We start from the raw sequence: 13,871 nt of genomic DNA, 5'->3' as shown, positions 1-13,871 counted from the left end.
CGGAATCTGAATTCTCTTGCCTACGATGTCATTATAGAATCCGGCCCGGGCCGCGATAATGGAAAAACCGATGCGGATTGGTATTATCCGCGCATGCTTCGAGGCGGTATCTTCGTTTTTTCCCCGTTGAGACTTCAGCCCTTGCCGCCCCGCAAGCCGTTCTCGTATTCGCTCGGCGTCATGCCGTAGAACTTCTTGAATACCTTGCTGAAGTAGCCGGCATCCTGATACCCCGTGCGCTCCGCGATGTCCGCGAGCCGGATGTTCCCTCCGAGCAGCTCCTTGGCGCGGTTCATGCGGACGTGCGTCATGTACTCCCCGACGGTCATTCCGAACGTCTTCTTGAAGATCGCGCGCAGATAGCTCGGATTGATGAACGCGTTGGCGGCGACGCTCTCGACGGACAACTCCGGATCGCCGTACGCCTGCTCGATGAACGCGCGCGCCTGCTTCGCGATCGACGCCGCCCGCGTCTGCTTGTGCTTGCTGACGTAATCGACCGTCCGGCCGAACAACGTCTTCATCCATTCCCGCACCGCCTCGGCGGTCTCCAGCGCGCGGATCTCCGTATAGGGGAAGAAGTGCTCCCCGTAGCAATCCTCGATCGGATGGCCGGACTCCGACACGTGGGACAAGCAGATCGATACCCACCCCATGCAGGCGACGTAGATATATTCGAGCGACAGCTTATTGTCCTTGAACCCGCGGAACAGCTCGTCCAGCTTGCCCGTTAGCTGCGCCTTGTCTCCCATCCGAAGCAAGTGCAGCATCGCCTCGTTCGTGTCCGCCAGGAAGGCGGTCGCCTCCCTCGTCTCCCCGGTGTCTCCGCTGTACGGGATGACCCTGTCGTCGCCGAGCAGGAACTTGCTCCGCAGCGCCGCGAGCGCTTGCTCGTAGGAGCGGCGGATGCCCGCGGCCCCTTCGTACCTCCCGCCCACCCCGATCGTCACGGTCAGCTTCAAGTACTTGCGGATGTAGAAGATCAGCTCTTCGTAGCCGTCCAATCCCGTCACGAGCCCGTGCTCCTTGGACGCCCCCTGCTCCGGCCTGAGGCAGACGATGCGTCCTTCCGGCCCGTTGAACAGCAGCGGCTTGCCGCCCCCGCCCATCGCTTCCGCCAAAATGTTCGTCACCGCGAACTTCCACAGCTCGCGCTCCGCGGGCTCGTTCCATCTGCGCTCCATGTGGTCGATCTCGATGCAAGCGACGCTGTACGCCGCGTTCTCTTCGTCGAGCCCGATGCCCCATTGCGCCAATCGGGCGACCAGCCGCTCCGGCGGTTCCGAGGATTCGCCCGTCACGAGCCGGCTCAGCACGCTCTCGATCATGAGCTGGCGATCCGCCTGCTCGGACTGCCGCGCCTCGAGGCTTTCCTTCCGCTTCTGCCGGCACTTGAGCAGCGTCAAGACGAGCTCGTCCTGGGAGAACGGCTTCAGGATATAGTCCTCCACGCCGAGCCGCATGGCGGTTCGCGCATACTCGAATTCGTTATGCCCGGTCACGATCAGCACGTCGATGCCCGGATGGCTCGCCTTCAGCTTCTCGGTCAGCTCGAGTCCGTCCATGATCGGCATGTTGATGTCGACGAGCGCCAGGTCGAACCGCTGCTCCGCCGCGAGCGCCAGCGCCTCCGCGCCGTTCTTCGCTTCCCCGCCGATCCGGAAACCGTACCGGTCCCAATCGAGCGCTTGGCGCAAGTAGTCGCGGAAGATGACTTCGTCGTCCACGATGAGAATGTTCATGCTTCTCCGCCTCCCGTTCCGTTAAGCATCGGCCGCTCCGGCGGCGCGTCCGCCGGCAGCGATATCGTGATTTCGGTGCCTTGATCCGGCGCGCTGACGATCTCGACGCCGTACGGTTCCCCGAAGTAGAGCCGGATCCGCTCCCTCACGCTTTGAAGCCCGAACGACGTTCTCGTCCCCGCGGCATTCGTCCCCTGCGGCTCGAGCGTCTCTACCGGCGCCATGCCTACGCCGTCGTCCTTGACGGTCAGCCGCACCGTCTCCCCTTGCCGCTCTCCCGTAATGACGAGCAAGCCGTAACGGTTCGCCGGCTTCAGCCCGTGATAGATCGCGTTCTCGACGAGCGGCTGCAGCGTCAGCTTCAGGATGGCGACGGCGTGGATATCCGACGGCACCTCGATCCGGTAATCGAACACGTCCGCGTACCGCATTCGCTGGATCGCCAAGTAATCCCGCACGTTCTGCAGCTCGTCCCCGAGCGTGATGATCTCCCGTCCCTTGCTCAGCACGATCCGGTAGTAGTCTGCCAGCGCCTTCGTCGTCTTCTGGACGTCCTTGTTGCGCCCCATGCCGGATAGCGCGTAGATGACGTCGAGCGTGTTGTACAGAAAATGCGGCTTGATCTGCGCCTGAATGAGAGCGAGCTCGTATTCCCGCTTCTGCCGCTGCTCCTGTCCGACTTGACGGAGCAAGCCTCGGATACGGGCGATCATCCCGTTGAAGCCCTCTCCGAGCAAGCCGATCTCGTCCTTGCCCTTCACGTCGAACGTATGGTCGAGCGAGCCTTGCTGGACTTTGCGCATCGTGCGGGTCAGCCGCACGACCGGCGTCGAGATCGTCCGCGACAGCAGTCCCGCGCCCGAGAGCACGAGCAATAGGCAGCAGGCGATCAGCCCCACGATGAACCATGTAATCTTGTCGGTGTCCTTCGTTAGCTGCTTCACCGGCACTTGCGAGACGAGGTCGAGGCCGAGCTTCGGCAGCTCGTGCCGGACGGCGAGCATGCCGCCCTCACGGAACGGCTCGCCCGAACCCGATGCCGCCCCGGCGGACGATGGCGTATTCGCGATCCATTCGCGAAGCGACGCGTTGCCGACCGGCTGCAGCAATTGCTCCGGCTCCGCGGCGGACACGACTCGGCCGTCCGCGTCGACGAGCCAGTCGACCTCGGCGGTGTACGGACCGCTATCCGGGAAGATGCGCGACAGCTGCCGCTCGTCGATGTTGATGACGAGCCAGCCGAGCGTGCGCCCGGTCAGAATGTCGCTGACCTTCTTGCCGACGGTGAGCACCGTCTGGTCCGGGGAGCGCGTCAGGAAGTCGCGCCGCTGCATCGGGAACCAGCGGTTGTCCCCCGAGGACTGCTGCAGCTGCTCCGCGATATCGCTCGATTGGAAGGCGACGCCGTTATTCTCGAGCCCTGCTTGGGTCGCGTATACTTTGCCCATGTTGTCCACGAACGCCGCCGAATCGACGTCCGGGAACATGAGCAACGCGAAGCTGAGCTGATTCGTCAGCAGCGACGCGTACCGCGGATCGGCGGCCAACTCCGGCTCGCCCTCCTCGTCCATGAACCGGTTCAGGTTAAGCGTCAGCGTGTTGGCGCAGCTCTCCGCGTTCTGCAGCATCCCCTGGATGCGCGTCACGATAAGCCGCGAGTTGTCGGAGATGCTCTGCACCGTCTTGCGGATGATCGAATCCGTGTACATGAGGTTCGACACGTATCCCGTCACGAGCAGCGGCAAGACGACGAGAGGAATCGTAATGATAATGATTTTATTGCGAATGTTGACGTTCTTCAGCCATCGCGTCATTCCGAGCGGGTGGAACATGGGCCAGCCTTCTTTCGCGCAAGGTCGCGTTCATAATTGTTCCCACTATAAGGATGTTCCGACTCCTTCGTCAACCGGGGCTTAGGGGCGCATAGACGATAAAAGGCCGCCGCCCGTTGCCGGAGGCCACTGAAAAAGTCATTTCACAAAAGAAGGTACTGTTCCTCTAAACTTACGAGGGGCAGTACCTTCTTTGCTGTATAATTAACGTATTATAACGAAAGGCGTGAAGCCGCTTGTTCCAGCCTCAAATCTCGTTTGCGTACAGCCCCTACACAGCACTTTATGACCTCATTGTGCCCAAGGATAATATGCTGCGCAAGATCAACGAGTTGGTGGATTTCTCTTTCGTCTACGACGAATTGAAAGCAAACTACTGCCTAGACAACGGACGCAACGCTATCGATCCGGTGCGTATGTTTAAATATTTGCTATTAAAGGCCATTTTCGAGCTGTCGGATGCGGACCTCGTGGAGCGTTCTCAATATGACATGTCCATCAAATACTTTCTTCAGATGGCGCCGGAAGAACCGGTAATCGACTCGAGTTCCTTAACCAAGTTCCGCAAATTAAGGCTGAAGGACCTGAATCTATTGGATTTGCTTATTGGCAAAACGGTCGAGCTTGCTCGAGCACAAGGAATTCTTAAAAGCACCTCCATCATCGTAGATGCAACCCATACGAAAGCGCGGTACAACCAGAAGTCTCCGCGAGAGATTTTACAGGATCGTTCTCGAAAATTGAGAAAAGCTATTTATACTATCGACGAGTCGCTTAAGTCCAAGTTGCCCACCAAGAACACGGTGGATACCCTCGAGGCGGAGATCGACTATTGTCAAAAGCTCATTGAAACGACGGAAACCAAGTTAGGCATTCCCTTGCTGCCCAAGATCACAGAGCCATTGAATCTGCTCAAAGAAACCGTTAATGATGACGTCGAGCAATTGCGTATCTCAGAGGACCAGGAAGCACGCGTAGGTCATAAAAGCGCGGATACTTCGTTTTTCGGCTACAAGACGCATATCGCCATGAGCGAGGAACGGATCATTACTGCAGCAATTGTTACGACTGGAGAAAAAAACGACGGCAAGCAACTACAAGCGCTCATCGAAAAAAGCAAAGCGGCTGGGATCGAAGTTACAACGGTAATCGGAGATACAGCTTATTCGGAGAAGGAAAACCTCGTATACAGCAAGGAAAATAACATTGAACTGATCTCGAAGCTCAATCCATTGATTACGCAAGGGGGACGCAAGAAAGAAGACGAATTCGAGTTTAACAAGGATGCAGGCATGTACGTCTGTAAGGCTGGCCATATGGCAATTCGAAAAGCACGAGAAGGGAAAAAAGGAATCGGACAAAACCAGTCCTACACCTATTATTTCGATATTGAAAAATGCAAGCGATGCCCGCTCAGAGATGGATGCTACAAAGAAGGGGCCAAAAGTAAAACATACGCTGTCACCATAAAATCCGGTGAGCATGCCGACCAAAAAGCTTTTCAGGAGACGGAGCACTTCAAAGAAAAAGCAAAAGAACGATATAAAATTGAGGCCAAAAACAGCGAACTCAAGAATCGCCACGGCTACGACGTCGCCGACTCCTCGAGTCTATTAGGCATGCAAATCCAAGGAGCAATGGCGATATTCGCAGTGAACTTAAAGCGAATCATGAAGATGGCAGACTAAGAAAACAGTGAAATAACACATGAAAAATGCGACACCATTCCGGGAGATCCGGATCAGTGTCGCATTTTTCGTTTTTACAGACTGCATTCACCGAAAAACCGTAAGTTTATCAGTGGCCTCCCGTTGCCGGACGGCGACCTTCCTAGCGTATTCGGTTCACTCGTAGAATCCGATCTCCTTGGCGTACCGTCCCCAATGCGGCGTGCGGCCGTCGACGTCGACGATGCCGTATTCGTCGGACAACCCCCACGAGGTGAATACTTTGCCCGACTTGCCCATCAGGTCGGGATCGGCCGCGAGCGCCGCGATGCCCTTGGCCACGAAGAACGGCGTCTCCGATTGCAGGAAGTGCGGTTCCTGCGCCCCCGCGTCCCGCCAATTGTCCTCCGTCACCTTGAAGTAATCGAGCATCTCCTCTGACCGAAGGAAGCCCGGCGTCACCGCCACCGCCGCCACGCCGTGCGGTTTCAGCTCCGCGGCCTGCGCTTCGGCGAGGTGGATGACGGAGATTTTGGCGAGACTGTACGGCAAGTTGCCCCGGTACCTGTAGTCGAACCCGTCGGTAATCTCCATGATCACGCCCTTGCCGCGTGCGACGAGGAGCGGCGACGCGTAGTAGCTCGTGATCATATGCGAGTGGACCGCGCGCCGCTGCATGAGCAGCGCCTTGTCCAGCGAGCCTTCCCAGAACGGCGTTCCCCACTCGCTCAGCTTCTCCCCGCCCCATACGTCGTTGATGACGATGTCGAGCCGGCCGTCCTGCTCTTCGGCGACTCGCTTGAACAGCGCCTCGACCTGCTCCGGCACGGTGTGGTCGACCTGCGCAGCGATCCCCTTCCCGCCTTGCGCGGTCACGAGCGCCGCCGTCTCTTCGATCGTCTCCTTCCGCCCGATGTCGGACGGACTTCCTTGCACGCTTCGTCCCGTTCCGTATACGGTCGCGCCAGCCGCGCCGAGCATCATCGCGATCGCGCGTCCCGCTCCCCGCGTCGCTCCTGCCACGACGGCGACTTGTCCTTCTAATGGTCTCATAACCTTCCGCCTCCCATGCGTCGAATGCTTAAATCCCCTTCAGTATACCCTGCATATATGACAACTAATGTCTTATATGTGTGGTACGATGCATGTAAGATAGGGATCCACAGTCGCTGTAACGTTACGCGGTAACGCTAGAGGATCAAGAGGAGGTCGCGACACCATGAGAGCAGACCGGTTACTTTCCATCCTCGGCATGCTGCAGGCGCACGGCAAGCTGTCTTCCAAGCAGTTAGCGGACAAGCTGGAGGTGTCGGAGCGTACGATTCACCGGGACATGGAGGCGCTTAGCGCCGCGGGCATTCCGGTGTACGCGGAGCGGGGCTCCCTCGGAGGCTGGGCGCTCCCCGAAGGCTATCGCAGCCGGCTGACCGGCATGACGGCGGAGGAGATCAGCGCGCTGCTCCTGCTTCAGACGTCCGGAATCGTGCGGGATCTCGGCCTGCAATCGAGCGCGTCGTCCGCGATCAGCAAGCTGCGTTCGGCGCTGTCCCCCGCCGTGCGGCATGACGCGGACTTCGCTCGGCAACGCATCCACGTCGACGGCGCGGGCTGGCGCGCGTCAGAAGAAGCAGCCGACGGCGGCGACGGAGCCGCATCGATGCTTGCGATCGCGCAAGAAGCCGTCTGGGCGGAGCGCAAGCTGCGCATCGTATACGCCGGCGCCTCGGACAACGCGAATAGCCGCGCTGGCGACGCGCGGCTCATCCGTCCGCTCGGCTTGGTCGCCAAGCAGCAGACGTGGTATGTCATGGCGCAGATCGAGCCGGACGGCGAGCTCCGCACGTTCCGCATCTCGCGGATCGTCGAGGCCAGCGTAACCGACGAGCCGTTCGCCCGGCCCGACGGCTTCGATCTCGCGGCCAGTTGGACGGCTTCCCTCCGCCGCTTCAAGACGAACCTGCCGCGTTACGAAGCCTCCATACGGATCGCCGCCGATCGCTGGGAAGCGTTCCGCCGGGAACGGTACGTCGCCGTCCGCGAGCACCGATCCGGCCATGACGGCTGGATCGAAGCCGCCGTCACTTTCGATACGCTCGAATCCGCATGCGGGATCTTGCTCGGCTACGGCCGACGCGCCGAAGCGGTATCGCCCGCCGAGCTCCGGGCCGCCGTCGTCGACGAAGCGAGCGCGACCTTGGCGCTGTACGGCGATTAAGCGAGCGCCAGCTCCAGCCGCTTCGTCGTCTCCAGTTGTAGCACCTCTCCCTTGGCGAGAGGGATCGGATGCCGGAATCTAGGGCCGTCATAGACGAACGTGTGATACTCTCCGCCCTCGCCCATCGGACATACGTCCGGCAGCCGCGCGATATCGGCCATGAAGGAGCGATCGACCTCGCGACCGAGCCAATCGGCGGACAGGACGCTATCGCGCACGCGGATGACGACGGCGCGATAACCCGAGTCGACGAAGCGCCGTAACGCCGCCTCGGTATCCTCAGGCTTCATCCATAGCGGGTACAGCGCTTCGAGCCCCGCCGCGTCCGCGACGCCCGTGCCCCATTCCCGGTGCTCGGCCAAGAACAAATCCCCGTAGGCGATCGCGTCAAGCCGGTACGCCTTCCGAAGCTCGCGCACCGCGCTTACGTAATCGTCCGTATACGTCTCGAAGCCGCAATCGATGAACGACACGGGCAACCCCAGCGCCTCGCCTTGCGCCCGGATCAGCTCGATCCGCTCTCCGTGCCCGAACGTTCTCCCGATCTCCCGCGGTACCGTCGTCACGAGGCAGGCAACCTCGTAACCGTCTTGCGCTAACCGGTCGTACGCCATGCAGCTGTCTTTGCCGCCGCTCCATGACAACGCGACTCTTATCGCCACCGTCTTCTCCCCCGATCCGAACCCGTCCGACAGGATTATCGCCCGCGGACGTCGAAATCTTCCGTATTCCGCTTCAGAGGAGGCCTCCCCCATGTCGAACAACCCGATCGCCGTTCGCGGCATCTCGCAAGTGTCCGTCCCCGTTCATGACGTATCCGCCGCGGTAAGCTTCTATCGCGACGTGCTCGGTCTTCCCTTGCTGTTCTCGCAATCCAACATGGCGCTTCTCGACGCGGGCGGCATCCGTTTATTGCTCAGTATACCGGAAAAGCCGGAGTTCGATCACCCCGGCTCCACGCTCTATTTCAAAGTCGATTCGATCGAAGACGCCTATCGCGCGCTCGTCGCGGCCGAAGCCGAGTGCGTCGGCAAGCCCCATAAGGTCGCGGAGTTCGGCGGCTTCGCGGTATGGATGGCGTTCTTCTACGATCCCGACCGCAACCTGCACGCGCTTACGAGCGAAGTGCCCATCTGATTCGGGTCGCCTTCTACTCGCCCCACCGGTCCGAGATATCGGACATGAGCGACCGGAAGTACCCGACGAATTGCTCCGAAGGCATCGGTCTGCCTGTATAAAAGCCCTGAATCCGGTCGCAGCCGAGCTGCTGCAACCGTTCGATCTGCGCGTCGGTCTCGACGCCTTCCGCCGTCACGGACAGGCCTAGGTTATGCGACATGCCGATGATGCCTCTGGCGATCGCCTCGTCCTGAGCGTCGTCGATCATATCGAAGATGAACGACGGATCGATCTTCACCGTATGTACCGGCAACCGCTTCAACAAGATCAGCGACGATTGGCCGATGCCAAAATCGTCGATCGCGATTTTCACCCCGATCCCGGTAAGCTCGTTCAGCACCTGAATGCTGCGTTCCATGTTCAGCACAGCCATGTGTTCGGTAATTTCCAAGCATAGGTTGTGCGGCTGAACGCCGGAATCCCTCAGCACCCTGCGGACCAACTCGGGAAAATCCTTCTGCTGGAACTGCTGGGGCGAGATATTGACCGAGATGACGGCCGAGATCATCCCTTCCGCGATCCATTCCCTGCATGCGGCGCAAGCCTGCTCGAGCACCCATTGTCCGATCGGAATGATGAGGCCCGTCTCTTCGGCGAGCGGGATGAAGTCGTTCGGCTGCACGAGCCGGCCGTCCGGCGTCTGCCAGCGGATAAGCGCCTCGGCGCCGTATACTTTGCCCGTCGCGAGCACGATCTGGGGCTGGTAGTAGAGCACGAACTCCTCCCGCTCCAGGGCGCGCCGAAGTCCGCTCTCCATGCTGACTCGTTCGACTTGGCGGGAGCTGAGATTTTCCGTGAAATAGCCGAGCCGGTTGCCGCCGCTCTTCTTCGATTGGTACATGGCCATGTCCGCGAACTTGATCAGCGTCTCGGAATCCGCGCCGTCGGACGGATACAGGCTCGCGCCGATGCTGGCGGACAAGTAGAACTTCGTCCCCTCCAGCAAGAACGGCTCCGACAGCTTCCCGAGCATCCGTTCCGCAACGCCCGCGACCTCGTCCTCGCCGGCGATCGACGGCAGCATGACGATGAATTCGTCTCCCCCGAGACGGGCGATGACGTCCTTCTCTCCGACGCACTCCTGCAGCAGCTTCGCGACCTCCATCAGCAAGAGATCGCCCGCTTGATGGCCTAGCGTGTCGTTGACGATTTTGAACCGGTCCAGATCGATCAGGAGCACCGCCATCTTCCCGCCGCTCTTCTCCCGTTCGGCCATCGTCGTGCTCAGACGCTCCTGGAACAACCTCCGGTTCGGGAGACCCGTTACGGCATCGTAATACGCCATCTGCATGATGCGGGCCTCGTTCGACTTCTTCTCCGTTATGTCCTTGAGCGACCCGATCATGCGCGTCGGCCTCGCTGCGGAATCCCGCATGCAATCTCCCGTCACGTCGACCCAGACCGGCTGACCGTTCGCCCCGACGAGCCGGAACTCCCCTTGCAGCGGCACCCTTTGCGTCAACGTTCTGCGGAAGGCTTCCCGAACGGCTTTGCGGTCTTCGGAATGAACGTAGGTCATGAACGATCTCGGCGCGTCCGTGACGGCGACCGAAGCCGCGCTTAACATTCTGTGAGCGCTTCCGCTCCATTCGATCTTGTTCGTGGCGAGATCCCAGTCCCAGATGCCGTCGTTCGTCGTGCTCGCCACGAGCTCCAGCTTATCCGCGAAAGAGCGGATCTGCTGGACGAGCATCTCCCTCTCCAGCGAGATCGCCAGTATCGAGAAGCTGTGGCGAGTCAGATCGTTCGCGACGAACGCGTTAAGCGGATCGATCGGCGCGCATAGCGCGACGTACCCCCAGTCTCTCAGCTCCGACTTGACCGGATGGAGAATAATCATGTCTTCGCCGCCGGGCTTCGCGGTAGGCGGCAAATGCGCCAGCGAAGGGAACTCCTCGAGCGCGTACGCTTCCCCGACAGGCGGAAGCGTATCGCCGCGCCTGCTGAACGTCTGCTTCACGACGAGCCGACGGTTGCCTCGCTTGTCCGTCTCCCATAACGCCAAGACGCCCCAATGCGCCAAGTTCCAGAACAGCTTGTCGATATGGATCCGGTCGTCCTTGGTGGCCATGATCAACCCGCGGGTCAGCTTGTAGTTGTTCGTCGTGATCCGATGGAGCGACGTGCGCAGCAGGGACAAGCCTTGGGCGACTTCTCCGATCTCCTCCGGCGTCGCCGGGAAGGCCGGATTCGCGCAGCCGCAGGACGCGCGCGGAACGAACCGCGCGGAGACGTAAGCCGGGCTGTTCTCGATCGGCTTGCCCTCCAGCAGGTCGAATGCTAGGCCGACCGCCGCCATGGCGAGCTCGCCGGGCGATTGATGCACGGTCGTGAGCGACGGATCGTTCGCCGACGCTTGCGGGATATCGTCGTAGCCGACGATCGCCACGTCCCTCGGAATCGAATAGCCTCGCGTCCTCAACTCGCCGATGGCGCCGATCGCGTTCAGGTCCGTTCCCGCGGCCAGCGCGGTGAAGCCCAAGCCGCCGTGCAGCTCGATCAGGCGCTTGGCCGCAACCGCGCCGCTCTCGAGCGAATTGTCGATCTCTCTGACGACCAGGCGCTCGTCGAACGGCAAGCCGCGCTCCCCGAGGGCATCGAGATAGCCCGAGTATCGCTCTTGCAGGTCGTATTGGTCCGCGTTGCCGATGAACGCGATCCGCTCGTGTCCGTGCGCGTCGATCAGGTGCAGCACCGCTTCCCGCATGCTCTCCCGGTTGTCGATGACGACCGTGTGCGCATCCGCCGAAGGCGGCCGGAAGCCGACGCCGACGACCGGTTTGTCCCCCTTGCGGAGCCATTGATGGAACGACGCTCCGGCCGTGGGCAGCACGAGAACCCAAGCGTCGATATGTTGAAACGCCACCGGCTCGTCGAGCTCCGAGATGCCGTGATTCTCGTCGACGGACTGAATGGCGAATAGGCGCGAATTTCTCGATCGCACGTATTGGTGGATGGCGGGGATGATTCTGCCGTAATATTCCCCGTCCAAGTATGGTGCGATCAGGCCGATACGGTACTCGTTAGCCATCGTACTCCCTGCCTTCTGCGGTAGTCGAAGTTCTCGATTGTTAGGGTATGGAAAGAATATGTAAAGAACGGAATTAACGTTGGAAAAATAATCTACTGACAAATTTCAACGCCATTCGCCGAAATCCTTCTCGTCCGGAACGCGCGATCCCCGTCGAACCTGCGTTATTCCGACGGACGGCGCCGACGGCACCCTTTGCCGCCCGCACCCATACTATGCAACGAAGGATTACGAGGAAGGACGGTGCGATCCCTTCATGACCTGCGTCGTGTTCCCGCATGCCGCGTGGCCCGATTTCCCTTACCCTTCTCTGCTGCGAAGGATCGCCGAACGGGAAGCCGTCTACTATGTCGACGGCGCGGAAGCCGATCTCCCGCCATGGCTTGGAGCCCTCGAAGCGGAGCGGCTGTCCGCTTGGTCCGAGCCGGATACGTTAGCCCTCGTGCTCCATCCGTATTGGATCGACGCGGCTGCCGCCCTGCGGCCCGGGAGACTGGTCGTCTTCGCGCCCGGCGCGACCTTCGAGGAAGAGGCGCGCCTTTGGAGCCGCCGGTTCGTCCATGCTTCCGCGCGGGCCGACCTCTTCGCTTCCGCTTCGGAATCAAGGTACTTGAACGCCGCGTTCAGGAACAGATCGGCGTGGTTGCTGCGCGAAGACGGGCTTTCTTCGGACGAGTACGAGCGGTTGTTCTTCCAAGCGGTAGCGGGAGAACATGCCGCAGCGGCGATCGCGAGCCAGTCGCTCGCGTTGCGGCGACATTACGAAACGATTCGCGAGCAAACCGGTCCGCATGAAACCGTCTCCTTCCTGTTATCGGCATATGGGCACTTATCCGATATGCCTGATTTTGCCGAGACGCATTTGCTCGAAGCTTTCGCGCATGCGGTCTCCCTCGGCCGAACCGATTGTCTCGCGACGCATTACCGGTTCCGGTCCGCCTTGCTTGCCGCCGGAGACGAGCTCGAGCAGGCGGTCGCGGCATTCGGAATCTCCGCGATCGACGCGAAGGACAAGGAAAGTTACGAATCGATATGCGTTCTGTTGGAGCATGGCCGATCCGCTCTGGCCAAAGCTTGGCTGCTGCGCGTCAACGACGATATCGCCGGAGCGTTGGAAGCCGCCGCGAAAGCGGACGGTTCGGAGGAGGCCGCCCGCCTTCGCGCGGAGCTGTTGCTGGACGCGGGCAAGCTGGAGGAGGCGCTGGCGCTGATGTCCCGCCGCCCCCCTCGTTCGCGTTCCGAGAAACGCGACGTCCTGTTGCTGGAGGGCACGATCCGCAAGCTGCTCGGCGACGTTCACGGAGCGATCTCGCGCTTCCTCGAAGCGGCGGAGCTCGATTGGGACGCCGTCGCGGCGATCGCGGACATGAAGGCGGACCGCGAAGGGCTGACGCGGCTGCGGACCTCGTTGCGCGAGCGGCGCGAAAGCGGAACAACGGAAGAAGCATCGAGGGAGGAGACCGGAGATGTCGGTACCGATTCGGAGAGTCCGGCGGACGCGGAACAATAAGCTCACGGCGATGCTGCAGGTTCGCAACGAGAGCGGCCGCTATTTGCGCCAAGTGCTGGATCAGCTAAGCGCCGTGGCGGATGAACTGGTCGTCGTGGACGACGCGAGCGAGGACGATACCGCGGACGTCTGCCGAAGCTACCCGAAGGTCGTCCGCCTCGTCGAGCTTCCCCGGCCGCTGTTCGGCGAGGAATGGAAGCTGCGCTCGCTGCTCTGGCAAGCCGCCGCGTCGACGGATCCGGACTGGCTGCTGTCGGTCGACGCCGATGAAATCTACGAGGATCGGGCGATTAGGGACATGCGCGGCTTGATCGATCAAGACGCTTACGATTGGGTCGGATTTCGCTTCCATGACATGTGGAACGGTTCGACGCACTACCGCGACGACGAGCATTGGAACGCCCATCGCAGGCACGCGATGACGCTCGTCCGTTACCTGCCGGGTTATCCTTGCGACTATCCGCGCGCGGACCATCACGTTCCCCGGTTCCCGCCCGCCTATTCGGCGTTGCCCGGACTGCTTACCGACCTGCGGGTCAAGCATATGGGCTGGGCGGGAGACTGGGAAGAGAAGCTTCGCAAGTATCACCGCTACAAGCAGCTCGATCCCCAAGGCAAGTGGGGCAGCCTCGCGCAGTACGAATCGATTCTCGAATTGAACCCGAACTTGCGACCATGGACGGAGGAGCCGTAAC

At 60.7% G+C, this 13,871-nt stretch carries 10 protein-coding genes; 5 read left to right on the top strand and 5 right to left on the bottom strand.

From position 1 onward, the window contains the following. Positions 1-134 precede the first annotated feature (134 nt). Positions 135-1,742, bottom strand: a complete 1,608-nt coding sequence (locus tag ACFQZG_RS17680) for a response regulator (protein WP_378154842.1) — start codon at positions 1,740-1,742, stop codon at positions 135-137. Continuing rightward, on the bottom strand, positions 1,739-3,574 hold the full coding sequence (locus tag ACFQZG_RS17675) for a cache domain-containing sensor histidine kinase (RefSeq protein WP_378154841.1): 1,836 nt from the start codon (positions 3,572-3,574) through the stop codon (positions 1,739-1,741). Before ACFQZG_RS17675 ends, ACFQZG_RS17680 begins: the two co-directional genes overlap by 4 nt. A 236-nt stretch (positions 3,575-3,810) precedes the next feature. On the opposite strand from ACFQZG_RS17675, the gene ACFQZG_RS17670 reads away from it, so the two are divergent. After that, the gene (locus ACFQZG_RS17670) at positions 3,811-5,262 is read left to right on the top strand and encodes an IS1182 family transposase (protein WP_378154839.1); all 1,452 of its coding nucleotides are present in this window, start codon (positions 3,811-3,813) and stop codon (positions 5,260-5,262) included. A gap of 156 nt (positions 5,263-5,418) precedes the next feature. Here ACFQZG_RS17670 and ACFQZG_RS17665 read toward each other — a convergent pair whose 3' ends face one another. Next, entirely contained in the window at positions 5,419-6,294 is an 876-nt protein-coding gene (locus ACFQZG_RS17665; RefSeq protein WP_378154837.1) for an SDR family oxidoreductase, read from the bottom strand. A gap of 166 nt (positions 6,295-6,460) precedes the next feature. Here ACFQZG_RS17665 and ACFQZG_RS17660 point away from each other — a divergent pair, with 166 nt between their 5' ends. After that, on the top strand, positions 6,461-7,456 hold the full coding sequence (locus ACFQZG_RS17660; RefSeq protein WP_378154835.1) for a helix-turn-helix transcriptional regulator: 996 nt from the start codon (positions 6,461-6,463) through the stop codon (positions 7,454-7,456). On the opposite strand, the gene ACFQZG_RS17655 is transcribed toward ACFQZG_RS17660, so the two are convergent. Next, positions 7,453-8,118 (bottom strand): Dph6-related ATP pyrophosphatase, encoded by a 666-nt coding sequence (locus tag ACFQZG_RS17655; RefSeq protein ID WP_378154833.1) that lies wholly within the window; start codon positions 8,116-8,118, stop codon positions 7,453-7,455. The genes ACFQZG_RS17660 and ACFQZG_RS17655 overlap by 4 nt on opposite strands. A 91-nt stretch (positions 8,119-8,209) precedes the next feature. Here ACFQZG_RS17655 and ACFQZG_RS17650 point away from each other — a divergent pair, with 91 nt between their 5' ends. Beyond that, positions 8,210-8,593 (top strand): VOC family protein, encoded by a 384-nt coding sequence (locus ACFQZG_RS17650; protein ID WP_378154831.1) that lies wholly within the window; start codon positions 8,210-8,212, stop codon positions 8,591-8,593. A gap of 13 nt (positions 8,594-8,606) precedes the next feature. Here ACFQZG_RS17650 and ACFQZG_RS17645 read toward each other — a convergent pair whose 3' ends face one another. After that, positions 8,607-11,666: an EAL domain-containing protein gene (locus ACFQZG_RS17645; protein WP_378154829.1), complete on the bottom strand. Its 3,060-nt coding sequence runs from the start codon at positions 11,664-11,666 to the stop codon at positions 8,607-8,609. 256 nt (positions 11,667-11,922) lie between these two features. Between ACFQZG_RS17645 and ACFQZG_RS17640 the strand changes: the two genes are divergently transcribed. After that, positions 11,923-13,176, top strand: a complete 1,254-nt coding sequence (locus tag ACFQZG_RS17640) for a hypothetical protein (RefSeq protein WP_378154827.1) — start codon at positions 11,923-11,925, stop codon at positions 13,174-13,176. Continuing rightward, complete coding sequence (locus tag ACFQZG_RS17635) at positions 13,133-13,870, top strand: glycosyltransferase family 2 protein (RefSeq protein ID WP_378154825.1); 738 nt, start codon at positions 13,133-13,135, stop codon at positions 13,868-13,870. The genes ACFQZG_RS17640 and ACFQZG_RS17635 overlap by 44 nt, the downstream gene beginning before the upstream one ends. The last annotated feature ends 1 nt before the right edge of the window (position 13,871 follow it).

The organism is Cohnella sp. GCM10027633 (genome assembly GCF_042675445.1).
In the GTDB taxonomy this organism is placed as follows: domain Bacteria; phylum Bacillota; class Bacilli; order Paenibacillales; family Paenibacillaceae; genus Cohnella.
Note: the sequence above shows the minus strand (reverse complement) of the source record. Positions and strands in the feature narration are given on the sequence as shown.